Origin of the sequence: Mucilaginibacter sp. PPCGB 2223 (assembly GCF_001705515.1) — a bacterium.
In the GTDB taxonomy this organism is placed as follows: Bacteria; Bacteroidota; Bacteroidia; order Sphingobacteriales; family Sphingobacteriaceae; genus Mucilaginibacter.
In genome coordinates this window covers 1556045-1581397 of the sequence record NZ_MDJS01000001.1, presented here as the reverse complement: position 1 = coordinate 1581397, position 25353 = coordinate 1556045, and the positions used below count along the sequence as shown (strand labels likewise).

Annotated in this window: 17 protein-coding genes; 10 read left to right on the top strand and 7 right to left on the bottom strand. The window is 44.8% G+C overall.

Annotated elements, in window-relative coordinates; all coding sequences use genetic code 11:
* Window positions 1–72: 72 nt before the first annotated feature.
* Both BEL04_RS06775 and BEL04_RS06770 read right to left on the bottom strand, forming a co-directional pair.
* Window positions 73–1380, bottom strand: a complete 1308-nt coding sequence (locus BEL04_RS06775) for an ammonium transporter (protein ID WP_066001585.1) — start codon at window positions 1378–1380, stop codon at window positions 73–75.
* Window positions 1381–1585: 205 nt separating this feature from the next.
* Window positions 1586–1960 carry a hypothetical protein gene (locus tag BEL04_RS06770; RefSeq protein ID WP_139112938.1) on the bottom strand — a complete coding sequence of 125 codons (375 nt, stop codon included), beginning with the start codon at window positions 1958–1960 and terminating at the stop codon, window positions 1586–1588.
* Window positions 1961–2401: 441 nt separating this feature from the next.
* Between BEL04_RS06770 and BEL04_RS24570 the strand changes: the two genes are divergently transcribed.
* The 5 genes from BEL04_RS24570 (at window position 2402) to BEL04_RS06745 (ending at window position 10406) form a co-directional block, all read left to right on the top strand.
* Window positions 2402–2815 carry a twin-arginine translocase TatA/TatE family subunit gene (locus BEL04_RS24570; RefSeq protein WP_083227792.1) on the top strand — a complete coding sequence of 138 codons (414 nt, stop codon included), beginning with the start codon at window positions 2402–2404 and terminating at the stop codon, window positions 2813–2815.
* Window positions 2816–2871: 56 nt separating this feature from the next.
* Window positions 2872–5898 carry a DUF2723 domain-containing protein gene (locus BEL04_RS06760; protein WP_066001581.1) on the top strand — a complete coding sequence of 1009 codons (3027 nt, stop codon included), beginning with the start codon at window positions 2872–2874 and terminating at the stop codon, window positions 5896–5898.
* A gap of 168 nt (window positions 5899–6066) precedes the next feature.
* Window positions 6067–7674 carry a hypothetical protein gene (locus tag BEL04_RS06755; protein ID WP_066001580.1) on the top strand — a complete coding sequence of 536 codons (1608 nt, stop codon included), beginning with the start codon at window positions 6067–6069 and terminating at the stop codon, window positions 7672–7674.
* A gap of 9 nt (window positions 7675–7683) precedes the next feature.
* The gene (locus tag BEL04_RS06750) at window positions 7684–9300 is read left to right on the top strand and encodes a gliding motility protein RemB (RefSeq protein ID WP_066001574.1); all 1617 of its coding nucleotides are present in this window, start codon (window positions 7684–7686) and stop codon (window positions 9298–9300) included.
* A 47-nt stretch (window positions 9301–9347) separates the two neighbouring features.
* Complete coding sequence (locus BEL04_RS06745) at window positions 9348–10406, top strand: hypothetical protein (protein ID WP_066001568.1); 1059 nt, start codon at window positions 9348–9350, stop codon at window positions 10404–10406.
* 14 nt (window positions 10407–10420) lie between these two features.
* On the opposite strand, the gene BEL04_RS06740 is transcribed toward BEL04_RS06745, so the two are convergent.
* A complete protein-coding gene (locus tag BEL04_RS06740) occupies window positions 10421–13048 on the bottom strand; it encodes a glucosidase (protein WP_066001566.1) in 2628 nt (875 codons plus the stop codon).
* Between the two features lie 320 nt (window positions 13049–13368).
* Between BEL04_RS06740 and BEL04_RS06735 the strand changes: the two genes are divergently transcribed.
* Window positions 13369–15828 (top strand): outer membrane beta-barrel family protein, encoded by a 2460-nt coding sequence (locus BEL04_RS06735; RefSeq protein WP_066001563.1) that lies wholly within the window; start codon window positions 13369–13371, stop codon window positions 15826–15828.
* A gap of 55 nt (window positions 15829–15883) precedes the next feature.
* On the opposite strand, the gene BEL04_RS06730 is transcribed toward BEL04_RS06735, so the two are convergent.
* On the bottom strand, window positions 15884–17077 hold the full coding sequence (locus BEL04_RS06730; RefSeq protein WP_175404007.1) for a pyridoxal phosphate-dependent aminotransferase: 1194 nt from the start codon (window positions 17075–17077) through the stop codon (window positions 15884–15886).
* 193 nt (window positions 17078–17270) lie between these two features.
* Here BEL04_RS06730 and BEL04_RS06725 point away from each other — a divergent pair, with 193 nt between their 5' ends.
* Genes BEL04_RS06725 through BEL04_RS06710 form a run of 4 tightly spaced genes read left to right on the top strand, consistent with a single transcriptional unit; the run spans window position 17271 to window position 20569 of the window.
* Window positions 17271–18245: a cation diffusion facilitator family transporter gene (locus tag BEL04_RS06725; RefSeq protein ID WP_083227791.1), complete on the top strand. Its 975-nt coding sequence runs from the start codon at window positions 17271–17273 to the stop codon at window positions 18243–18245.
* Window positions 18245–18694, top strand: coding sequence for an NUDIX domain-containing protein (locus BEL04_RS06720; RefSeq protein ID WP_066001561.1), 450 nt, complete (start codon window positions 18245–18247; stop codon window positions 18692–18694). Before BEL04_RS06725 ends, BEL04_RS06720 begins: the two co-directional genes overlap by 1 nt.
* Window positions 18681–19946 (top strand): adenosylmethionine--8-amino-7-oxononanoate transaminase, encoded by a 1266-nt coding sequence (bioA, locus tag BEL04_RS06715; RefSeq protein ID WP_066001559.1) that lies wholly within the window; start codon window positions 18681–18683, stop codon window positions 19944–19946. Before BEL04_RS06720 ends, bioA begins: the two co-directional genes overlap by 14 nt.
* Before the next feature lie 8 nt (window positions 19947–19954).
* Window positions 19955–20569, top strand: coding sequence for a hypothetical protein (locus BEL04_RS06710; RefSeq protein ID WP_066003519.1), 615 nt, complete (start codon window positions 19955–19957; stop codon window positions 20567–20569).
* On the opposite strand, the gene BEL04_RS06705 is transcribed toward BEL04_RS06710, so the two are convergent.
* The 3 genes from BEL04_RS06705 to BEL04_RS06695 form a co-directional block, all read right to left on the bottom strand.
* Window positions 20566–22434, bottom strand: a complete 1869-nt coding sequence (locus BEL04_RS06705) for an LTA synthase family protein (protein WP_066001557.1) — start codon at window positions 22432–22434, stop codon at window positions 20566–20568. The genes BEL04_RS06710 and BEL04_RS06705 overlap by 4 nt on opposite strands.
* 79 nt (window positions 22435–22513) lie before the next feature.
* Window positions 22514–23170 (bottom strand): hypothetical protein, encoded by a 657-nt coding sequence (locus BEL04_RS06700; protein ID WP_066001555.1) that lies wholly within the window; start codon window positions 23168–23170, stop codon window positions 22514–22516.
* Between the two features lie 43 nt (window positions 23171–23213).
* Complete coding sequence (locus BEL04_RS06695; protein ID WP_066001552.1) at window positions 23214–25325, bottom strand: ComEC/Rec2 family competence protein; 2112 nt, start codon at window positions 25323–25325, stop codon at window positions 23214–23216.
* Window positions 25326–25353: the final 28 nt, after the last annotated feature.

Sequence of the window (25353 nt, the reverse complement as noted above, 5' to 3'; positions counted from 1 at the left end):
ATAACGCCGCAACTAAAAGCTGCGACGCTATAACTAAACAAACTAATCACTTATCAACAACTAATAAGTTTCTTAAAGTTCTTCGCCGTGCTGGCTGATATCTAAACCTAAAGCCTCTTCTTCTTCGCTTACTCGGAGAGGGCTGATCAGGTCGGTCACTTTTAACAGGATGAACGAGCCGCCGAAAGCAAATATCGATACGGCTACCAGTGCAATGAGGTGCATCAGGAACAAATGTGTTTCGCCATAAAATAAACCGTTGCCGGTAGAGTTGCCGCTGTTTACATTAGTATGTGCAAATACCCCGGTAAGCAACATGCCTACCATACCGCCCACGCCGTGGCAGGGGAATACATCCAGCGTATCGTCGATTGAGGTGCGTGAGCGCCACATCACCACCAGATTACTTACAACCGCGGCTACTATACCTATAATTAAAGATGATGATACGGTTACAAAGCCGGCAGCAGGCGTAATAGCCACCAGACCGACCACCGCGCCGATACAGGCGTTCATTACCGATGGTTTTTTGCCCAGCATCATATCAAAAAATATCCACGACATAGCCGCTGCTGCCGAAGCTGTAGTTGTAGTAGCTAAAGCCGTTGCGGCCAGAGCGCCCGAACCCAGCGCCGAACCTGCGTTAAACCCGAACCAGCCAAACCATAATAAGCCTGTACCCAGTAACACATAGCTGATGCGCGCCGGGGCATGTGCTTTTTCGTTGCGCTGCTTAAGATAGATTGCCGATGCTAACGCAGCCCAGCCGGCCGACATGTGTACTACCGTACCGCCGGCAAAATCGAGCACGCCCAATTTAAACATCAGGCCATCGGGGTGCCAGGTAGAGTGGGCGAGGGGCGCATAGATAAACACCATGAACAGACATAGAAATATTAAGTACGAATTGAAACGGATACGTTCGGCAAAAGCTCCGGTGATCAATGCAGGAGTAATTACCGCAAATTTTAGCTGGAACATGGCGAATAATACCAATGGTATGGTAGGTGCCAGCTTCCAGGTTGCATTGCCCAGCATGCCTTTCATCATAAAAAAGGTCGACGGGTTGCCGATAATGCCGTTAATCGAATCGCCAAAAGCGAGGCTAAAGCCGAATACCACCCAGATAACGGTGATGACACCCATACATACAAAGCTTTGCATCATGGTTGAGAGTACGTTTTTCTTGGTTACCATGCCGCCGTAAAAAAAGGCCAGTCCTGGAGTCATCAGTAAAACCAGGGCGGTTGAGGTAAGTAGCCAGGCAGTGTCGCCACTGTCTATCTTATTACCTGCTACAGTAACAGTTTCGAAAGAAGGGGAAATTAAAGCGAGTATGAGTACAATAACAAGTATTGCAAAAGGTAGTGATCTTTTCATTGTTATAAGGGGTTTTGAACAGGGCATAAAATGCCACTCTAAGTTTGATTGATTTGGTAAATAATGTTGTGCAATTAGCAATTACGGGCCATGCATGCCGGATATGGCCGGTGATGCCGGGAAAAATTACAACAATAAGTAACTGCCCCTGCATAGCAGTGGAGCTATTGTTGTGCCAGATGAAATGAATTGCCGGATTTTGTATTTACCAAAAAGCGTGGAAAGGAAATAGGATGAGCTTATAAAACCTTGCTAAGCCCGAAACATGGGTGCCTGTATAATGCGGGAGTGAATGGATGCAGGCAGCTATCCGCGACTGGAAAACTACCGCCGCTTTATTAAAGTGCACCTGCTTAAAACTTTGGGAGGTAAGCTGTGCTGCGCTGCCGTAGTTAAAAAAAGCATCAAAGGCATCTTTGCTATTGTGCTTTGATACCGACGCCGGTGCTTTGTTGTTTTTTTGTACCTGTTGTTTGCGACTAAGGTTGGCTATCGTTGCATGGCAATATCCCCCGAAAAGGAATAGTGTAAACAGCGATATTTTAATAAAATTCTTAATCACGTCATAAATATACATCAAATCATCAAATATTTAAGGGTGAAAACAGAATTTTGATAAATTTTATAGATTTTATGGGGTTTTATGCACGATTGTTGATGTATATAGGTAAAATATCTCGAAACTTTAGGTTTTTGATCGGTTTTTTATGTTGTTTAACTGATTTCAATCAAATTAAGTAATATAATAGAGCCAATTCGATTTGTTTTTGATCATATTACCCGCAAATAATTTTCAGCCTCTTGAATACTTACCGGCAGCACTTTTTGTTAAAAACTGTTAAACCTTGCTTTAAATGATTTTTTAAGTTTTTTTTGCAGTTAACTTTGATGTAAATGCGGTATCTATGTTAATGCTATTCCTATTCGGATACTGTATTTTTTAGCATATCTTTGCAGCTTAATTACAGGCATTCTGTATAAAGCAAAGTTTCATGTTAATTGATTATTTAATAAAATTGTTATGTTAAGTTCAACGTTATTGTTTTTCAGTGGTCAGGATACCATTGTGATTCTGTTAGTGGCTTTAGTGTTGTTTGGTGGTAAAAAACTTCCTGAACTGGCCCGCGGTTTAGGTCAGGGCATCCGCGAGTTTAAAGATGCTTCGGAAGGCGTGAAGAGAGATATACAGGAGCAGATCAATAAGGAGACAGCCAAAAGCGACCCAACTCCGCCGCCTGCGCCGCCGGTACAAAACACTAACCAGATCCCGGAACATTCTACCCCGGTAACCAATACGCCCGGTACACCCGTGAGCCAGGCTCCCATAGCAACCGACCATTCGGAACCGTATGTGCCTTCATCATCTATATCTTTAGAAAAAAATGACGCTCCTGCTCCGACAACCGAGCACCCGCGCGAAACACCGATATCGTAACACAATAAAATCAATTATAAACCTTACAAATGATTTTTTCTATTTCCTGAAAAGCTATGCAATACAACAGAATCAATAACATTTTGGGCTGGCTTTGCTTTGCAGTAGCGGCAATTACGTACATTTTAACTTTAGAGCCATCGGTAAGTTTCTGGGATTGCGGCGAGTTCATCTCATGTGCCTTTAAATTGCAGATATCGCACCAGCCGGGTTATCCGCTGTTTACCATGATCTGTAAAGCATTCTCATTGCTTTCGATGGGTGATAATGCAAAAGTTCCATATTTTACCAACTTGGGTACAGCCATGTCGAGCGCGGCTACGGTAATGTTCTTGTTTTGGACGATTACCGCGCTGGCTAAAAAACTCCTGGCCAAAAGCACCGAAAACCTCGATGCCTCGCGTACCATATTAATTATGGGCGCAGGTTTGGTTGGCGCGCTGGCCTTTGCATGGTCGGATACGTTTTGGTTCTCGGCTGTCGAAACCATCGTATGGTCTACTTCATCGTTATGTACCGCAGTTGTTTTCTGGGGGATTTTAAAATGGGATGCCCATGCAGATGAACCGAACGCCGACAGGTGGATCGTGTTTATCGCCTATGTGATGGGTTTATCCATCGGTATACACTTGCTGAACCTGGTAACTATACCGGCTATTGCGCTGGTGTATTACTTCCGCAGGTACAAAACCATTACACCGGGTAATACCATTATTGCAATGGGTATAGGTGTGGCGATTTTGTTAGCAGTAATGTTTGGTGTGATACAATACACCGTAAAGTTTGCCGGTTATTTTGATTTGTTTTTTGTTAATACACTGCATTTGGGCTTTGGCTCGGGCGCATTGTTTGCCATTGTGGTGCTTGTTGCTGTTATTGCCTGGGGTATTATTTACAGTACACGCAGTAACAAACCGGTAATGAACCTGATATTTTTATGCCTGGCATTTATTTACCTGGGTTATAGCTCGTTTGCCTTTATCCCTATCCGTGCCAAGGCCGACCCTAACCTGAACAACACCGACCCGAACAACGCCATCACCATGCAAAGCTACCTAAGCCGCGATCAGTATGGCGAGCGCCCTTTGGTTTACGGCCAGTATTTCGATTCAAAGCCTGTTGACCAGAAAGAAGGAAGTACTATTTATCGTAAGGGTAAAACCAGCTATGAAGTTGCAGGTAAAAAAACCGACTATATCTACGACAGGAACACACTGTTACCGCGTATGTATGATACCGAAGGCGATCACCCTAACTTCTATAAAGAATGGATGCAGCTTGGTGAAGGCCAGAGCCCGACTTTTGCCGATAATTTAGGCTTTATGTTCAGCTGGCAGATCAAACAGATGTACATCCGCTACTTTTTATGGAATTTTGTTGGCCGTTATAACGACCTTGATGGCCAGGCCAACCAGGGTAAGGTGGATGGCCTGCCAACCTCGGGTATCTTTGATAATAAAGATAACCTGCCTAAAAGTATTTTGAACAGCAATACCTATACTCCGCTGTTCTATACTCCTTTGATATTAGGCTTATTGGGTATGATCTATCATTTTAGCCGTAACCGCCGTTATGCGCTGGTAGTTGCTTTGTTGTTCTTTTTTACCGGTGTGGCTATTATTTTATATGTAAACCAACCACCTGAACAGCCCCGTGAGCGTGATTACTCATACGTAAGCTCATTCTATGCATTTGCTATATGGATAGGTTTGGGTGTGATAGCAGTTGCCGATGGTATCCGTAAAAAACTCGATGGCAAGGTGGCTGCACTTGTAGCAACAGGCTTATGCTTTTTGGCCGTACCGGTAGTAATGGCTAAAGAGGAATGGAAGAGCCACGACCGCTCAACCAAATGGACACCGCACGATATGGCCTGGAACTACCTGAACAGTTGCGCTCCTAATGCCATTTTGTTTACCTATGGCGATAATGACACGTATTCGTTATGGTATGATCAGGAAGTTGAAGGCGTCCGCCCGGATGTACGCATCGTTAACCTGAGCTTGTTAGGTACCGATTGGTACATACGCGGCATGAAGCACAAGATGAATAATTCCGATCCGCTGCCTATTACGATGCCCGACGAGAAATTCGAGTTAGGCGTTCGCGATGTGGTTTACTATAATGATGCGAAAATACCGTCTTCGGTAGAATTGAAGGAGATTTTTGACTTTATCACCTCTGATGATCCGCGTGCCAAGCTCGAGTTGCAGGGCGGCGAAACAGCCAATTACCTGCCTACCAAAAACTTTAAGCTAACTGTTAACCCTGATGATGTGATCAATAGCGGTACTATCCCTGCATCACAGCGCGATAAAATTACCCCGGCCATGGAGTGGAAATACACTTCGAACTATGTAACCAAGGATAACCTGGCTATGCTGGATATACTGGCGCATAACAACTGGAAGCGGCCGGTATACTTCGCAGTAACCGTAGGCAATGATAACATGATCGGCTTACAGCAATACCTGTATAAAGAAGGTTTCGCCTATCATCTGATGCCGTTTAAACCAGATACCGCTTTGAGGGGTAACGAACAACTGGACAAAACCAACACCATGGCGATGTACAAAAACGTGATGGAGAAATACAAATGGGGTAATATGAAAAATGCCCGTTATCTGGATCACGAATCATCAACCATGTTTTACCCGCTGATATTGGGTACATTCTCAAACCTTGCGCAAAGCCTGCTGCAGGAAGGGCACCCGGATATGGCATCGAAAGCATTGCACAGGTATCTCGACGTAATGCCGGATATTTATCCGGATATCGAATCGGCTATCCGTAAAAACTTTATAGCGCAAACATTCTATCAGCTAAATGAGCCGAAGCCGGCTAATGATCTGATGAAAAGCATCGACGGCTATCTCAAAGATCAGTTGGATTATAACGCTTATTTATTGCAGAAAAGTCCGGAAGCCGTAGATATGCGCACGGTGCAGTATGGTATTTCGGTGTTGAACGATATGGCAACTATAACCAAGCGTTACCAGCAGACGACATTGGCGAACGATTTTGATAAACAACTGAAAGATTACGAAGGTAAGTTTTCGGGAGTATTAGGTCAGCGACGCTAATCTGTTCCGACTATACAACCAAAGGCCATGCTTAAAGTATGGCCTTTGTTATTTGTGCGCGTTTGTTAAATAAAAAGGGGTATGTGATTATTTATTTTATTTTTGCGGCGATAGTGCATAAAAACATAACCCGCTTTTTGCCGTTAATAAAAGCACCAACGTACGCCTATGAAATATTGCCACCGGTATAAAAAAGCTCTGTTAGTTACCCTTTTTTCTATCCTGTTTGCTCTACCGGCATTTGCTCAGCTGGATTATCAGCCGTATAGTTACCAGTTTTACCAAAAGCTGAATATTGATGTGTATAGCCCGTTAACAAAACTGCACACATCGGTAAAACCATATTTTATCGGCGATAGCAGCGCACTGCGTCCACGGTATGACTCGCTCATGCTGAACAATACCGATAATCGTAAAAACAGCTGGATACACCGGGTTTTATTTAACGGGCATATTGCCGAAGTCAGGAACAAGGAGTTTACTTTTTACTTTGATTACCTGACAGATATCGGCCAGGGCCGCGAACTAAACGATAGCAAGACCACTTATATCAATACCAGGGGGTACGAAGCCGGCGGCTCAATTGGCTCCCGGTTTTTCTTTTTTGCCAGCGGGTACGAAAACCAGGGCCGTTTTGCCAATTATGAGCAAGCGTATATCCAGACCAAAGCTTTTGTACCTGGCCAGGCACAGGACAGAACCGTTATAGGCCAAACCACGGTTAAAAACAGCAGCGACTGGTCGTACTCTACTGTGTTATTGGGCTTCCAGGCTTCAAATGCCATTATGCTTAACCTGGGTATGGATAAAATGTTTATCGGCGATGGTTACCGCTCGGTATTGTTATCTGATTATTCTTCGAGCTATCCTTTGTTCCGCTTAACTGCCGACCTGGGCAAAAATGTACGATATATGACCATGTGGGCCTATCTCGACGATCAGAATGCTCATAAGTTTGATCTGAATACCAGCGGCGCAAATAACAGGCGCAAGTGGGCAGTGTTTCATTATGTGGATTGGAATGTGACCAACCGTGCTTCGCTGGGTTTTTTCAACGCATTGATAGCCGCCGAGACTGATGACCAGGGCAACCGGCACGGGTTTGACCTCAACTATATTAACCCCTTGATTTTTTCAAGCTCTATAGGGCCGTCATCGCCTATTACCGACCATACTTTATTGGGCTTTAACGCCAGATACAAAGTGCTGGATAAGACGACAGTTTACGGGCAACTGCTTTTCGATAACGGGTCGACGACAAGGAACGCCTATCAATTAGGCTTCCGCGGGGCGGACCTGTTTAAAATAAAGGCGCTGAACTATCTGTTCGAATACAATACAGCCGATCCGTATACCTACGCCGATCAAAACCCAATAGTTAACTATACGCAGTTCAGCGAGCCGCTTGGGCATCCGTTCGGGGCTAATTTTAAGGAGTACCTGGGGATACTAAATTATTCGATAGGAAAATTTGATTTGCAGGGACAGTTAAACTATGCAACATACGGTTTAAACTCCGGAGGGATTAACTACGGTAAAGACATTACCTTACCCGATAACGTATCGGTTGCTAATGGAAGTACCGGGCAGGGCCTGGCAACCACTTTAAAATACGCCGAAGGGACAATAGCGTATGTGCTCAACCCGAAATATAACCTGCGGGTTGAAGTAGGGGCATTACTGCGTCAGGAGAAAAATGCGGTTTCGGATACGAAAACAACGCTGATAACTTTTGGCCTGCGCAGCAGTTTCAGAAACCTTTACCATGATTTTTAATCGCAACGTATGAACATCGATATATCTAAAATATACCAACGGGTACTGCTGTTTTTGATGGTGATGGTTTTGGCGGCATCTGCGCTAAGAGCGCAGTCTGTATACCAACCTTATTCGTACCAGTTTTATCAAAAATTCAGCACCGAACTGTATGCAACGAATACTGCAATACATACCTCGATAAAACCATGGTTTGTTGATGATACCTTGCTCAGGCACAAATACGACTCGTTAATGCAAGCTAACAATAAGGCCAATGGCCTGTTAAAGGGGCGCTTTTTTAACGAACACCTGGTTGATGTGCAACGGGCCGGTTATACGCTTTATGCAGACATACTTCCCGACCTGCAAACCGGGTACGACTTTGCCAGCAGCAAAGCTACCTGGCTAACCACTTTAGGCTACCAGGTTGGCGGCACCATTGGCTCTAAATTCTCTTTTTATGGCAGCGGCTATAATAACAAGGCACAACTGCCGGCTTATATTACCAACTACGCCAACAGCACGGGCGTAGTGCCCGGGCAAACCCGGGTAACCAATCGCGGGAGCAATATTACCGATTGGTCGTATTACGCCTTTCTGCTATCCTACACGCCGGTTAAGTATGTAAACTTTACCGCCGGGCAGGATAAAAACTTTATCGGCGATGGTTACCGCTCAATGTTATTATCCGATTATGCCTCACCCTATCCTTTTTTTAAAGCAACGGTCAATGTAGGCAGCGTTAAATACATTGCACTATATTCTTTATTTGAAGACCCTAACGGACCAAAAGTGCCAGGCGATAACTCGAACCTCAAAAAATGGGGTTATTTTCAATATATCGACTGGAGCGTAAGCAACCGGGTTTCGCTGGGGTTTTTCGAGTCGCTGGTTTCGGCCGACAGGGACAGCGTAGGCCACAAACGCGGGTTTGATTTCAGTTACGCCAGCCCGCTGACGTTCCTTACCACGGTCGAATCTTCACATGGTTCGCCAGATAAAAACGGGCTTGGCCTAACCTTCAAATGGAAATTTGCCGATAAGAACATTGTTTACGGCCAATTTTATCTGACCGAGTTTCAGGCAGGCGATTTCTTCTCCAGCAACGGCAGTTCGCGGAACAAATATGCTTACCAGCTGGGCATACGCGGCGCCGACTTGCTGAAAGTAAAAACATTGAATTACCTGTTCGAATTTAACGCAGCCAAACCTTATACTTATACCGAGACGGTAGGATTCAGAAACTACTCGCATTACGACGAGCCTTTGGCTCACCCGCTTGGGGCAAACTTTAGAGAGTGGCTCGGAATATTAAACTACTCGACAGGCCGTTTTGATCTGCAGGGACAGCTTAATTATGCCTATTACGGGATGGACATGAACGGGCTTAATTATGGGCAAAATATTTTCGAATCGTATCAAACGCCTGCCAAAACCACTGGTAACTTTATAGGACAGGGTTTACGCACCGATTTTTATTATGCCGAAGGAAAAATAGCCTATCTCCTCAATCCGAAATACAATTTGAGGCTGGAACTTGGAGCATTATATCGCGACGAAAAGAATAGCGTATTCAATAACAAAACCGGGATGATCACGTTTGGGCTACGCAGTTCGTTCCGCAATATTTACAACGATTTTTAACAACCGGCTCACTTTTTCATTGTAAATTCGCAGCCTTATATCACAACATGAGCCATAAGTTTACGCTACTTTTTTTTATTTCGATATTATCAGGCACCACCGCTTTTGCACAGCAGGGCGACGAAAAACAAGGCAGCCTGGACGTGCATTTTAATGGCCTGGGTTATATGGATAACCGCGAGTATTCGGCTTTTGTGCCACGTTCGCGCACTTACTCTGGAACCCGCACTATGATAGATTTCGGCATTAACCTCGATAGCCTGAACCATTTTATAATAGGTGTTAACGGCCAGCATGAGTTTGGCGGGAAGCCTTTTTGGGTAAATACCGACCCGGTTGCTTACTATCATTACCAAAGCCAGAAATGGACATTTAATGTAGGCGAATTTCCGCGGGAAGGCTTGCTGACGCAGTACCCCCGCGCTTTATTGAACGATACCTTGCGCTACGAGCGCCCGAATGTTCAGGGGCTGTTAACCTCGCTGCATACACAATATGGTTATGAAACTATCTGGATAGACTGGGTAAGCCGCCAGACGCTTACCGACCGCGAGCAGTTTTTATTCGGCGATGGCGGTACGTATATTCCTAATCCAAAAGGGCCGTTCTTTCTATCACACTACTTTTTGCTCCTGCATGATGCGGGAGATGCCTCTAACGGCCCGCAGGCCGGAATATCGGATAACGGCGGCGCCCAGATCCGTGTAGGGTTGGACTTTAGCCACCGTACAGTCTTCGATTCGCTGAAGGTTGATATTGGCGGTATGATCTCGCTCGAGCGTACCCGAGGTATCGACGGGTTTAAAATACCGAAGGGCTTTGTGGCCAGCGCATATTTGAGTTACCACAGGTTCGCTTTCTTCGATGAGGTTTATGCCGGCCAGGGCAGCCACATCGATTATGGCGATTCGTTCTATGAAAAAACCTTTTACAACCGCTTAGATATCATCTATTCGCCCTTTATCTATAAACGATTAAAAGGCCAGTTTATCATCAGCCTGCACCAATCGCCGGGCTTTACCGGGGATAGTCAGCAGGCGTTTAGGCTCATCTACGATGTCGGCCGCAAAAAACTGGTGAAGTTTAAGAGTGATAATTTACTGTGAAATTAACTTGTGCCTTAATTTCTGAATATATCGTTTACTAAGTTGGCGATCAACGCAGTCCACCCGGTTTGGTGGCTTGCGCCCAGTCCGTGCGCATCATCGCCATGGAAATACTCATAGAACAGGATCAGGTCGGCGTTTTCGGGCTTTTTGTAAAACTCCTGGTGCGCGCCGTTTACAGGCCGTTCACCTTTTTCATCCACTTCAAAAATATTGATGAGGCGTTTGCTTAGCTCATCAGCCACCTGGTGCAGGGTGAGTTGCTGATCTGAGCCTTTCGGGAAATTGATCTTCGTGGTATCGCCGTAGTATTGCGCATATTTTTTCAGGGCGTTGATGATCATAAAATTCATCGGTATCCAGATAGGGCCGCGCCAATTGGAATTTCCGCCAAATAAGTTCGATGTCGAATCGCCGGGTTCGTAGTCGACACTATAATCGGCACCAGCAATATTGACGCGGTAAGGATGATTTAAGTGATACTTGGATAAGGCCCTGATGCCGCCTTTTGATAAAAACTCATCCTCATCGGCTATCCTGTCAATAAGCTTTAATAACCTGTCGTAGGGTACAAGCGACAGCAGATAGTTGCCTTTATCATCAATGCTCAACGGTAAAAAAAGCTTATTCTGTTCGCGGTAACGGTTAAGCCAGCCAGCCCTTTTCCTGAAATCCTTCAAACGCTGATCATTTTCATCCAAATGAAATACAGATACCGCAAACATGGATATTAAACCTACTAATGAACGTACTTTGAGGTGATGTGGCGTGCCATCCTGCAAACGCAGGGTATCATAAAAAAACTGGTCCTCGTTATCCCACAGCCCCAGCTCATTCAGTGCTTCGGCTATTAACACAAAATGCTCATAAAATTTTACGGCCATGTCTTCGAAAGCTTCGTCAACCAATGCTATTTCGATAGCAATATCCATCATATTGAGGGCGAATGTGCCCATCCAACTGGTACCGTCGACCTGCTCCAAAACAGCGTCTTTTATCTGGGCGCTGCGATCGAAAACGCCGATATTATCTAAGCCTAAAAAACCGCCCGAAAAAATATTATTGCCATCGATGTCTTTCCGGTTGGCCCACCAGGTAAAATTTACCACCAGCTTCTGAAAAACGCGCTTTAAAAAAGTAATATCCCCGGTACCTTTCTTTTCCTTTTCGATACGGTAAACCTGCAATGCCGCCCAGGCCTGCACGGGTGGGTTTACATCGCTGAAGTTCCATTCATAAGCTGGTATTTGCCCCTCGGGGTTCATATACCACTCGCGCATAATGAGGATGAGCTGGTTTTTGGCAAACACAGGGTCTATCAATGCCATCGGTACGCAATGGAAGGCCAAATCCCAGGCGGCATACCAGGGGTATTCCCATTTATCGGGCATTAATATTACGTCCTGGTTTTTGAGATATTTCCAGTTGCTGTTACGCCCGTTTGGCCTGGTTTCGAAAGCCGGAGAGGTATTCCGCCCGTTATAAACCATTAATCGCGTATCGTAGTGATAGTACTGCTTGCTCCAGAGCAGGCCTGCTAAAGCCTGGCGCTGTATGATGGCATGTTCGGGAGTAGTATTGGGCGGCAGTATAGAAGCGTAAAAATCATCGGCTTCTTTTTTTCTCTTAGCAAACATGGCCTCAAACTCGGCATCGAAAGGATTTTGTACCTGGCCCTTACAAAGCCGCAGGTAAATGCGCGCACTGCCCTTACCGCTAATTTTAAACTTGTAAACGGGTGCGTATTTTGTGCCCGTCTCTTTGCTCTCTAACCTGTCAACATTAGCCTTATTGATAATGGCATTGTGAAAAGCATCCTTTACAAAAGCAGTTGGATTGGGTATACCAAAAAGGCGCTCGACATTGGTATCATTCTCTGTAAAAAATGCGGTATCCGCAGGCTGATGATAAAGGTAATAACCGCCGCTGTTGGGGTGGTTGGCCCTTACACAGTTGGGGCCCATTTTAGTGATGAGCGGTTTGGGTTTTACTTTATCAAACTGCCAGTAATTGTAAAACCAGAGCGTGGGTAATACCGTGATGCTGGCGGCATCGGTACCCCGGTTAATTATTTCAATACTGATGTGAATGTCCTCGCTGTTCTTTTTTGCGTAGGTTACATATACATCAAAATACCGGTCGTTGTCAAATACGCCCGTATCCAGCAGCTCATATTCCGGTTCAAGTTTCGAGCGCTGTATATTGGTGCTAACCAGGTCGTTATATGGAAACCTGTCCTGCGGATATTTATATAAATATTGCATATAATAATGTGTGGGCACATTATCCAGGTAATAGTAAAGTTCCTTAACATCTTCACCGTGGTTACCCTGACCGTTGGGCAGGCCGAACAGGCGTTCTTTTAAGATAGGGTCGTTGCCGTTCCATAAGGCAATTGCAAAGCAAAGGCGCTGGTGATAATCTGATATGCCAGCCAGTCCATCCTCGCCCCAGCGATAAGCGCGGCTCCGGGCCTGATCATGTGTGAGATAGCCCCATGCGTCGCCATTTTCGCTATAATCTTCCCTTACGGTAGCCCATTGTCGTTCACTTAAATAAGGTCCCCAGTGCTCTAACGGAACCTCTTTTTTACTGTTTTCGTCTAACCGTAGTTGCTCAGGGTTTGTATCCGTTTTAGCCATAAATAATTTCGACCCCAATCAGGCCTTTAAAACAGTGGTGTTTTAAGGGGAAAAGTAAGCAAATTAATTAACAAGAGGAAGTTGATGCGACTTGTTTTTGGTTTGAAAAAAAAATTATACTTTCGGAAAAATATATCTGTTAACAGCTGTCAATAATAAATTATATTTTGATTTAATAAATTTGGCGAGGTTGCTATCACTCTTAATGCTAAAAGGTTTTCTTTTTAGAATAATAAATTGTTAAATCTGTTTGCTATTTTAAGCTGATGTAACTATTTTGTGACTGGATTTAAATATGGTAAATATTTATTAGCGAGCGGTTGAAATTTTACAAAAATTTACTTTTTTTATTTATACTGACCAATTTTTGTACTGCAAATGCCCAAACCAATAATGGTACGATTATCGGTTTGGTGGCAGATATTCAAAATGTTCCTGTAAAGGATGTTACAGTATATCTGTTGCGGTCAGCGGATTCCAGCGTGGTCAAATTTACCATTTGTAATAAAGATGGTAAATTCGAGTTCAACGATCTGCAGCCCGGTTCGTACCTCATTAAGGTAACCGATATCAGTTATATCAAAACTACTACCAAGGTTTATCGCCTTAACCGCTCGGTAATTGTCGATGTCGGTGTAATTAAATTACAACTAAGCAATAACCAGTTAGGGCAGATCGATGTGGTAGCTTCAAAGCCTTTCATCGAAAACAAACCCGGTAAACGGATCCTTAACATCCAGAACAGTGTTACCTCGACCGGAAGCAACGCTTTGGAAATACTTAAAAAATCACCCGGCGTTAAGGTCGATAACGATAACACCATCAGCCTTGAGGGCAAGGGCAATGTGTTGGTATTGATCGACAATAAGCCCACCTATATGCCGCCCGACGCATTGATAGATATGCTCCAGGCCACACCGAGCAGCATGATCGATCAGATTGAACTGATTAACAGCCCGGGAGCAAAATACGATGCTGCAAATGGCGGGGTTATCAATATCAAGCTGGTACGTAGCGAGGGCATGGGGATCAACGGATCGGCAAACGTTACCAACGGTGCGCAACAGATCAGCAACGATCATGGCTCGAGGTTTAGGAGCAGCACGGGATTTAATTTTAACTGGCGCTTAAAAAACCTGGATGTATTCGGTAATTATGCTTATACCTACACGCCCTATAACCGCATATTTATAACCGACAGGCTGGTGAACTATAAAGGCCTGCTCACCGAAGTAAACGCCGACTATTTTTCGGACCAAAGCAAAGCATCCAACGTTTACCAGTTCGGGGCCGACTATAATTTTAGCCCCAAACATATTATCGGCTTTTTGGTAAGAGGGTTAACCAATAGCTTTACTTTAAAGAAAAGCACCACAACCAATATTGCCAACCAGGGTGTACGCGATTCGAGCGTGGCAACTACCGCTAAACTGGATAGTAAAGCAGCCCAGGTAGCTGTCGATTTAAATTATAAAGGCAATTTCGACAAAGCAGGAGAGCTATCAGTCGATCTGGATTATTTCAGCTACAACCGTAGCCCGCTCGAAATGATCAACAGCGATTATTTTAATGTTACTAATGTTCAGCCGTATCGCAGCCTGGCCATACAAAATAGCTTTCCGTCGAATTTTAAGATATATACATCCAACATAGTTTATGATGTGAACCTGTCGAAAACCTCGAGCCTTTCGGTAGTTGCGAAAACAGATTACGTTAAAACACACAACAACCTCGACTTTGGCGAGATAGTTAACAAAGTTTACCAACCCGACCCGCGGTTTACCAACCAATTTGATTTTACCGAAACCGTGAAAGCCGGCGCGGTAACTTATAACTACACACCAAACAAAAAATTGAGTTTTGAAGCAGGTTTAAGGGTTGAGCAAACCACATCCGAAGGAGTATCGCCGACCAATAAAACGGATGTTAAAAACAACTATCTCGACTTTTTTCCGGATGTTAAGATCACCGATAAATTAAACAATAACAACGTGCTGCACCTTACTTACGGGCGAAGCATTTACCGGCCTTTTTATACCGACCTTAACCCATTTATTGCCTACCAGGATCAGTACAGCTATTATATGGGCAATCCATATCTAAAGCCGGTTTATATCGATGTGGTGCAACTGCAGCATCTTTACAAGGATAAGTTTTCTGTTTCGCTGCAATTTGCCAAGTTCCATAATTTTATAATGGCTGTCTTTTCGCAGAATGATAGTTCAAAAATACTGATCACACATAAATCTAACTTAGGCAACCGTTATGTTTATAGTTTTAATTTTAACGGAGAATTTGACCCTGTTTCGTGGTGGGAAGTAAACGCCGCCGTGTCGGGATCATATCAATGGTTAACAGCAAACCCTGCTGAAGCTTATCTCAATCATACCGGGATCGATCTTGACTTACTGGTAAAGCAAATATTCCATATTGGTAAAAGTTTTAAAATCGGGTTCGACAGCGAATACGAAATACCGACAACCTACGGGGTTAATCAGTACAAATCGGCGTATAATTTTGACGGGAACATTACCAAAAACATAAGTAAACAGGCGACCCTGGCTCTCAATGTAAACGATATTTTTAACAGTAAGCGTAACAGGTTCACATCCAATTATTCAAACCTGAATGTTACCGGTACCGATCAGACCGAATTTCGTACTATACTCCTCAGCTTTACCTACAAGTTTGGCAATAAAACAGTTAAAGCAGAGCGCTCGCGGCATACGGGCGCCGAAGCCGAACAGATCAGGGCAGGCTCGGGCAATAACCCGCAATAAAAAAGGTATCCATGTTTCTGCGGATACCTTTTTAGTTTATAATTTAATAATTTTCTTAGCTCAATTTAGCCAGGGCTGCTTTAATGCGTTTCATGGCTTCGATCAGTTTATCATCCGCGGCAGCGTACGATATACGGATGGATTTAGGATCGCCGAACGAGTCGCCGCCTACAGTAGCCACGTGCGCTTCTTCCAGCAGGAAGATGCTCAGCTCATCAGCATCGTTAATGGTTTTGCCGTTAAAGCTTTTGCCGAAGAACGAGGTTACGTTAGGGAAGAAATAGAAGGCGCCATCAGGCAGGTTGGTTTTAATGCCCGGGATATCTTTTAGCAGGTCATATACAATACCACGGCGGCGTTTAAACGATTCGCGCATTTCCAATACGCTCTCCAAACCGCCTTCGCAGGCTGCAACGCCTGCCTTTTGGGTGATAGAGCAGGTACCCGAAGTGATCTGGCCCTGTAATTTATCGTTAGCAGCGGCTATCTCTTTATTCGATGCCGAGTAGCCGATGCGCCAGCCGGTCATCGCGTAGGCTTTTGAAAAACCGTTGATGATGATCACACGGTCTTTTACCGACGGGAACGAAGCGATAGAAGTGCAGGCATCAACAAAGTTGATATGCTCATATATTTCATCCGAGAGGATATAAACCTGCGGGTGTTTTTCGAAAACTTTTACCAGGCCTGCCAACTCTTCTTTGCTGTAAACGCTGCCGGTAGGGTTACATGGCGACGAGAACATGAACAATTTGGTTTTGGGCGTAATTGCAGCTTCCAGTTGCTCGGGAGTGATCTTAAAGTTTTGCTCAACAGTGGTATCGATAAATACGCTTTTGCCTTCGGTTAATTTTACTACTTCAGAGTATGATACCCAGTAAGGCGTAGGGATGATCACTTCTTCGCCTGGGTTTACCAGCGATAACAAGGTGTTGGCAATAGCCTGTTTTGCACCTGTCGAAACAACAATCTGGCTCGGGTCGTAATCCAAACCATTCTCGGTCTTTAACTTATTGGCAATAGCCTTACGCAGTTCTGGATAACCCGCAACCGGTGTGTAGTAAGTAAAGTTTTGGTCCATAGCCTGCTTGGCAGCAGCCTTTATGTGCTCCGGGGTGTGAAAATCCGGCTCTCCAAAACTCAGGCTGATCACATCAACCCCTTTAGCTGCAAGCTCGCGGCCCAGCTTTGCCATTTTAATTGTTGCTGACTCGGATAAATTGTTGATCCTATCGCTTAGTGCACTCATATTAATTGTTTGGTTGTATTTGCGGCAAATATAGAAAATAACTTTACTGGTAATGAGGCTTATTGCCTATTAATTTTATATGCAAAGTAGTTTTATGCTCTAATTGCGAATGTTGTAAAATTTCAACATTAAGCCCATCCGGCAAGTTTAGCGTGAAAATTTGCCTAAGTTTGCCCACAAATAAAAAACAGTTTTGCACCAGCAACGCCGGATTATCCTTATTTCGCTCATTACAGGCGCCGTTTTAATGGTAGCCAAGTTTATCGCATACTTTTTAACCAACTCCAACTTTATTTTAACGGATGCCGCCGAAAGTATAGTCAACGTAGTGGCCAGCGCTTTTGCCTTTTACAGCATTTACCTGGCGGCGCAGCCACGCGATATCAATCACCCGTACGGGCATGGTAAGGTGGAGTTTTTTTCGGTTTTTGTGGAAGGGATCCTCATATCTATTGCAGGCATCATCATTATCTTTAAATCGGTTTATGGCTTATTAAGCCCACACCCGGTGCACGAAGTGTTGCTTGGCGCTGCAATAATCGCAGCTACCGGTGTGGTAAATGGGTTACTTGGCTGGTATCTGATACGGAAGGGTAAAAGCCTTAATTCCATCACACTGGATGCCGACGGGCACCATCTGCTTACCGATATGGTAACCAGCGTTGGCCTGGTTATTGGCTTAATGCTCATCTATCTTACCAAAATTACTCTGCTTGATAATATATTGTCTATACTGGTTGCTTTGTATATTGTGTACACCGGTTATAAACTTATACGGAAATCTGTTGCCGGGTTGATGGATGAAGCCGATTTTAAGATTGTAGAAAATATAGTTAAGATACTGAATGATAAACGTAAATTCGACTGGATCGATATCCATAACCTGCGTGCGCAAAAATACGGGCACGAACTCCACATCGATTGCCATTTAACCTTACCTAATTATTACGACCTGAACAAAGTACACGATGAAGTTAAGCAGGTTGACATGCTGATCAACGCCGAGGCAAGCATCAAAACCGAACTCTTTATCCATACCGACCCCTGTATACCCGAGTGCTGCCATTATTGCAGCATGCCCAACTGCCCGATACGATCGGAAGCCAAAACAAAAGATATTGAGTGGACAATGGATAACGTTACCCGCAACAAAAAACACTTTGAATAATGCACCCATTTAATGTGAGAGTATACGGACTATTGATTAACAGCCAAAACGAGGTTTTGATCAGCGACGAGCAGGAGTATGGGATGAAGTTTTCCAAATTCCCGGGCGGCGGGCTCGAGTTTGGCGAAGGGTTGGTTGACGGGCTTAAACGTGAGTTTATGGAGGAGTGCGCAATGGGAGTTGAGGTACTGAAGCATTTTTACACAACCGATTTTTTTGTGAAATCGTTATTTAGCGAGGCGCAATTGATCAGCGTTTACTACACCGTGAAAAATATCCAGCCGATAAACCTGGCCGTCAAAACTACTGCCTTTGATTTTGACGGGGAAGTAGAGCCGCTGCAATGCTTTAGATGGGTAAAAATAAATGAGTTGAAGAAAACTGATCTCACCTTCCCGGTAGATCAGTATGTGGTTGAACTGTTACACCGGCATTATGAATTTAGTTGAACGCGACCTGAACGTTATATGGCACCCCTACACCCAAATGCAAACCGCCAAACCGCCCATCCCCATAGTAAGGGGCGAAGGTGCTTTGCTTTTTGACGAGCATGGCAAAAGCTATATCGATGCAGTATCATCCTGGTGGGTAAGCATACACGGGCACGCAAACCAATATATCGCCAAAAAGGTTGCCGAACAGTTAAAGGTGCTTGAGCATGTGATTTTTGCAGGTTTCACCCATCCTACGGCAGTGGAACTTGCCGAAAGGCTTTTACAGATCATACCCGATAACCAGGCTAAAGTATTCTACTCGGATAACGGTTCGACCGCAGTTGAAATAGCCATTAAAATGTGCCTGCAATACTGGAGCAACAAGGGACATAAGCGGGGCAAAATGCTGGCATTTAAGAATGCCTATCATGGCGATACTTTCGGGGCAATGGCGGTAAGTGGTCGCAGCGCTTTTACCGAGGCTTTTGATAACCTGCTGTTTGATGTCGAGTTTATTGATCTGCCGAACGCCGAGAACATAGATGAGCTCAAATCTCATATATCCCATCTACAGTCTGACCTGGCTTGCTTTATTTTTGAGCCGCTTTTACAGGGCTCGGGTGGTATGCTGATGTATGAGGCTAAGTATCTCGACGAACTGATAGCGCATTGCCGGGCAGAACAGGTATTTACCATTGCCGATGAGGTAATGACCGGCTTTGGCCGCACCGGCGAGCGTTTTGCCTGCGACCATTTACAGCAGCAGCCCGACGTGATGTGTTTCTCAAAAGGCTTAACGGGTGGTACCATGGCTTTAGGGATCACCACCTGCACACAGCAGATCTACGATGCATTCCTGTCAGACGATAAGCACAAAACGCTTTTTCACGGGCACTCGTTCACCGCAAATCCTGTGGCATGCTCGGCGGCATTAGCAAGTATGGATCTGTTTATGCAGCCCGAAACGATGGCCAATATCAAAAGAATAGTAGCCAGCCATGTGGCTTTCGGTAAGAAAATAAAAGATCACCCAAAAGTAAAAGACGTGCGCCAAACCGGTATTATAATCGCCATTGAATGGGAAACCGGGGCCGGCACATCGTACTTCAGCACCCTGCGCGATAAGCTGTACCAGTACTTTTTGGATGCCGGTATTATTTTACGCCCGCTGGGTAACGTGTTGTACATTTTACCTCCGTATTGCATTAGCAACGAACAACTCGGCTATATTTACGGCAAAATTGAAGAGGCTTTAAACACCTTTTAATGGTAATTATGGATAAATTATTAGAGAAAATAGTGGCTGATACCGACCTTCATGCCCGTTGGCTCAATACGCTTTCGCTGATGGAGAACACCGGTGCGCGTAAGATATCGGCAAGCGAAGATACTGTTAACGTAACCTACATCATTTTAAAGCATGCTGCCGAAGAGCACCGCCATGCTTTTTATCTCAAAAAACAACTGGAAAAATTAGGCAACGGCTTTTGCCCGACCTATGCCCGCGAATACCTGCTTGCGCCATCGCACAGCAAATACTACCTGAATTACCTGGATGTTGAAGTTTGCCGTCACCTGAAAAGCGAATTGGGATTAACCGGCAGCGAACTGCGTTTTGCAGCTTACCTGCTGGTTACCTACGCCATCGAAGTTCGCGCCGATGAGCTTTACCCGGTTTATCAGCAGGCTTTGGATGATGCCGGCAGTAAAGTGAATGTGAAATCCATCATCCTGGAAGAAGAAGGGCACCTGGAAGAAATGCTGAACCAGCTCCGTATTTTCTCGCCCGAATGGCAACGCCACGCCGATAAAGCAGTGGAGATTGAGACCGGGTTGTTCAATAACTGGATAAAAGGATTGGAAGAAGAATTGAAAACGATAGCGGTCTAATACGCCATATACTCTGTAAAGATCTGTTGTAAAAAGGCCTTGCCATAAAGCAGGGCTTTTTCGTTGGTGGCTTTACCGATCTTTGGATTTTGGACGTAAACCACCTGTTTGCCCAGGTTATCGTACGATATAGTTTGCCCGTTTATCATAAAGCCCATGCCGTTATCCCAATCAAAAAAGGCAAAAGGTTTGGTGCCGGGGTTCAGCAAATCTTTCGACCAGCGGAACTGATCGTAAGGCAGATCCAGCTGCGCCAGTAACGTTGCCGCGATATCGGTTTGATTACCCAGCTTATTCACTTTTATACCCCGGTATTGCTCTTTTATCGCCCCGCCAAAAAATAACAGCGGGATGTGATATTTGGCGGGCTGGTACGATTCGGAAGTATTGCGCGGCAGGCGGTGCCCATGGTCGGCAACCAGGATGAATAGTGTATTTTTGTACCAGGGTTGCTTTTTAGCCTGTTCGAAATAATTATTCAAAACCGAATCGGTGTAATATGCCGTACTCCTGAATTTGTTGGAGACGCTGGCACCGGGAAAATGAGGCTTTGCCGGCATATCAAAGGGCTCGTGGTTGGTTAGCGTTTCAACCAATGAGAAAAAGGGCTGTTGTTCGGTATTCAGGTATTCGATATGCGAATCGAGCAAAGTGCCGTCGTTTACACCCCATTTGGAGTCGACCTGGCTGCGGTCGAAGTTATTCATCCCGGTAATATGCTGTATCCGATGCGTGAGCATATACGATTTGAAGTTCATATACTCCACTTCGCCGCCATAGAAATAAGAGGTTTTGTAACCGGCGGGCAGCAATACTTCGGGTATGGCTGGCAATTTTTCCTGCTTGGTGTTATTGGTGATGATGGTACGGATTGCCTGCGACGGGAAACCGCTCAGGATGGCTACCATGCCTTTGTCGGTACGGTCGCCGGCGGCGTAAACGCTATCGAACAGCACCCCGTTTTTGATGAATTTCTCGAAGTTGGGGCAGACGCCCTTATCACCGCCAAGCGATTCGATCACATCGGCTGTAAAGCTCTCCAGCTGAAAGATGACCACATTGGGGCGTTTAGTTTTAAGAATATGCAAAGTGGTATCGGCTTTTTGCAGGTATAACGAACGTGATATGCTGTCGGCTTGTTTGGGCGGGAGATACAGGTAAGGATTATGTGCGGCCCGCAGGTTCTCGATGATGTTATCAACCAGGTTCCATTCGGTGTTCAATGCCGACTGGTTCAATATCTGCTTTTGCGAAAAGTACGACATACTTTGATTGGCCGGCGTTGGCTGCCAGCCTCCCCTGATGGCTGTTAAACAAACAAAAAGCAATACAAATGAGTAAGCTACTTTTGATGATGTTTTAACATACGGTGCTTTATAAAGGTAATCGATCAGCCGGTTTGAAAGCAGTATACCAATCGTCAGCAGCAACACGCCGATGGCAATGCAGGGCAGGACAGGGGCCGAACCGCTCGAAGCTATGGCTTCGGAGAACGAGTGGATGATGCTGTCGAAAACGCGGTAATTAACCTTGGTGCTCCACTCCTGGAAGATGTTATAATCCAGTATGGTCAAAAAACAAACAATCAGCAAACAAAACCAGATATACAGCTTAAAATAGATCGGTTTTACCCTGCCGCCGGGAATGAACCATACCACTATTGAGACGAGGAGCGGGGCAATGGCAATGTAAGCGGCGGTTGAAAGATCGAGCCTGATTGCGTAAAGGAATGACTCGATAATTTCCTTGATGCTGGCTACCTTAAGTTTGCTGTGAAAATATAACTCAAACGAGATACGGGTTATAGCAAAAAATAACAGCCAAAAAATAAAGAATCTAAATAAAGCAGCGAGGTTCTTTAACATGGGCCACAAAAATAAGCAATTAAGCCGATGTTAAAAGTTAATTTAACACCGGCTTAATGTAACACTAACACTTACGCGTTTATTGCCTGCGGCCGCCCATTGCTTTCAGGTCGGATAATGATATTTTGTCGTAGCTGGCGTCGATTTTGAAAGTTCCGGCAGGTACTTTTTCGTCGCTTATAGATTTTAAAGTAGCTAACTGGGCCACTTTTGCACCTGCAGGTATGTACGAAAACTGGACAGGTACGCCTTTAACGCTTGCAAAGCTACGGGTTAAAATATTGGCAGGCGCGCTGATATCGGTTGTTACCCACAGGTCGTAGCTTGTGCCGGTTTTGGTATCTTTGGCAGTATACTTTGTACAGTTATAATCGCCTATCTTTTTAGTTTCGGTGCCAGGGGCGAAAGTATAGCTTGGTTCCGAATCGGCAGATTCTTCGATCTCACCAGGGGTTGCGACAGCAGCTTTTTTCATTGATGCTACAGGTACGTCGACCAAAATGGCAAAATAATCAGCTTTAGCAGTGCTGATCATCTTGATGGTTGCAGGACCTGCAGAATATTGAAATGATGAGCTGTCGGGCGTAAAATAGGCTTTGCCTTCAACGTCCTGACCCATCGCATTAATGTTATAAGTGGCAACACCCCGGGTGTAGGTTTTTTGTGCCTTTGCTGCTACAACAGCTGTAGTAAGTGCAAGGCCAAGGGCAATTTTTTTAATGGTTAGCATTTTCATCGATCAGTTTTTTACTGCAAATTATTGTTGTTTTTGATTTAATTTAAAGATTAGATACAACTATGAGCGAATTGTTACGCTTCAGGTTTTTAAAATCTGTTTTTGTTGATAAGGATTCGGTTTGCAGCCTGTTTATCACTTTGTTTGAGTTATTGCCATCAACTATCAGCATCTTAAAATTATATTTCTGCTTCAGCTGGATTAACCCGGTTTGCGGGCTGCCGGTAACGTAAATATAATCCAAATTTATCTTCCCTGCAAATAAATTGTCGGGCGCAGCTTTGTCAATTATCAACATACGGGTATTGTTAAACTGTACCAGGTTTTGCTTTTTGGCGATATAACTGCATAAAGTATCTTTATTTGCGCCAATACGCTTTACATCGGTTATCTTGCAGCTATCCAGGTAAGGCTGTATCGAATATTGGTAATCTTTATCTCCGGGCAACAGATCGGAGATAAGCACCGCCTGTTCGCCATTCCTGAACAGAATAGCCGGATTTTTTCGCAGACTAAAAAATGTGATGTTTTGTGTATCCATAGCCCGGTAACGTTTCATACTCAAACTCACGGCCATCAGTATTAGCAAAACAAAACACCATTTTAAAGCATTTTTGCTTTTGCGGGCGATCACATAAAAAGCGCTGAACAGCACACCGTAAAACAAAACCGACTCGGCGGGACTAAGCCATATTTTATTGATGCTGCCCAGTGGCGCATGCTCAATGGCCGAAAGCACCCGGTTCATCAACAGGATAGTTTTCTCGACCACCCAGGCCAGCGACGTGGATAGCACAGGTATTTGCGGCAACGCCAGGTAAGCAATGCCTGCGTACATTACCACAAGCGAAGGGATAATGATAAACACATTGCTTGCCAAAAAATATACCGGCAGATCGTGAAAATAAAAGGCGCTTACCGGGAAAAGAATCAGCTGTGCCGAAAGGGATACCGAGCACACCATCCACACTTCGCGGGCGATCCTGTTTTTAACATTTATCCATTTATAGATAACGGGTTGCAGGATGATAATGCCAGATACAGCCAGATACGATAGCTGAAACCCTGCGTCGGTAATCAAAAACGGATCATATAATAAAAGAATAAATGCTGAAGCCGCCAGCAGGTTGAGCTTGTTGATGTGCCGGTTAAATGCAAACCCGACAATAAATAAGCTCAGCATTAACGATGCCCGGCATACCGCAGGCGAGAAGCCGGTGATCAGGGCATAGCACCAGATGACGGTTATGGACAGAACAGCTTTAATTAACCTGCCATGCTTTTGAGGCGGCAAAAACGCCAGTAAGAAGCTTATCAGCAGATAGATCAAACCCACATGCATACCCGAAACCGATAGCAGGTGCATGGTGCCGGTTTTTGAGTAAGCTTCCTGCACTTCTTTGCGCAGGTCGGCACGGTACCCTAAAATAATGGTCGACGCTACGGCAAGCGCATCTGTATCGCGGATGCCGGCGCTGAGTTTTTCAACCAGATGTTTCCGCAGTTTAAGTGCTATGGCAACGGCAGTATTGCCCATATCGTGCCGTATAACCTTAACCTGGCCTGCTGACAGGTAGGCTTGATGATAAATATTTTGATGTGCGAGGTACGCCCTGTAATTGAACCCGGCCGGGTTTAACGGTGGCTCAACGGGCGTATAGCTGGCCGGGATAAGCAGTTCATCGCCATAATTAAAACTGTTTTTCGAGGCGCTGTCCACCCGTACCGAGATCATCAGCCTGCCGGTTACCGGTTTAACCGCAGCCGAATCTTTCGCCTGCTCGGCAATAGCAGTAAACCGCGCGGCGCTGCCGCTCAGTTTAGGCTCGCTGTTGATGCGAACAACCAGGTAGCCTGATTTGAGTTTCGAAAAGTGACCGGCGACATTAAGCTCGTTTCCCGCATTGATATAACACAGCCCGGCAAAAAAGAGCAGCAAACCGGCTATTGCTCCGCCTAACCATCGCATCCTATAAATATTGAGTTTTCGATAGGCCACATTTAATACAACAAAAGCTGCAAGCAATACGTAAAATATAGTATTCAACCAAACTATAAACCCATTGCAGGTAATTATTGCGCCCGTTGCCAGTCCCGCCAAAAAAGGCAGCAGTAATAACAGTAAGGGAACCTCTTGTTTATTAAAAGCGGTCATACCGGGTGCGGGCTGTTAAGTATTTTAT

What these genes read in the sequence shown, in the direction of transcription:
- BEL04_RS24570 (WP_083227792.1), top strand. Translation starts at nt 2,402, where the DNA reads ATGTTAAGTTCAACGTTATTGTTTTTCAGTGGTCAGGATACCATTGTG.
- bioA (WP_066001559.1), top strand. Translation starts at nt 18,681, where the DNA reads ATGAATTTAGTTGAACGCGACCTGAACGTTATATGGCACCCCTACACC.
- BEL04_RS06750 (WP_066001574.1), top strand. Translation starts at nt 7,684, where the DNA reads ATGAACATCGATATATCTAAAATATACCAACGGGTACTGCTGTTTTTG.
- BEL04_RS06740 (WP_066001566.1), bottom strand. Translation starts at nt 13,048, where the DNA reads ATGGCTAAAACGGATACAAACCCTGAGCAACTACGGTTAGACGAAAAC.
- BEL04_RS06710 (WP_066003519.1), top strand. Translation starts at nt 19,955, where the DNA reads ATGGATAAATTATTAGAGAAAATAGTGGCTGATACCGACCTTCATGCC.
- BEL04_RS06745 (WP_066001568.1), top strand. Translation starts at nt 9,348, where the DNA reads ATGAGCCATAAGTTTACGCTACTTTTTTTTATTTCGATATTATCAGGC.
- BEL04_RS06700 (WP_066001555.1), bottom strand. Translation starts at nt 23,170, where the DNA reads ATGAAAATGCTAACCATTAAAAAAATTGCCCTTGGCCTTGCACTTACT.
- BEL04_RS06705 (WP_066001557.1), bottom strand. Translation starts at nt 22,434, where the DNA reads ATGTTAAAGAACCTCGCTGCTTTATTTAGATTCTTTATTTTTTGGCTG.
- BEL04_RS06775 (WP_066001585.1), bottom strand. Translation starts at nt 1,380, where the DNA reads ATGAAAAGATCACTACCTTTTGCAATACTTGTTATTGTACTCATACTC.
- BEL04_RS06755 (WP_066001580.1), top strand. Translation starts at nt 6,067, where the DNA reads ATGAAATATTGCCACCGGTATAAAAAAGCTCTGTTAGTTACCCTTTTT.
- BEL04_RS06730 (WP_175404007.1), bottom strand. Translation starts at nt 17,077, where the DNA reads ATGAGTGCACTAAGCGATAGGATCAACAATTTATCCGAGTCAGCAACA.
- BEL04_RS06695 (WP_066001552.1), bottom strand. Translation starts at nt 25,325, where the DNA reads ATGACCGCTTTTAATAAACAAGAGGTTCCCTTACTGTTATTACTGCTG.
- BEL04_RS06760 (WP_066001581.1), top strand. Translation starts at nt 2,872, where the DNA reads ATGCAATACAACAGAATCAATAACATTTTGGGCTGGCTTTGCTTTGCA.
- BEL04_RS06720 (WP_066001561.1), top strand. Translation starts at nt 18,245, where the DNA reads ATGCACCCATTTAATGTGAGAGTATACGGACTATTGATTAACAGCCAA.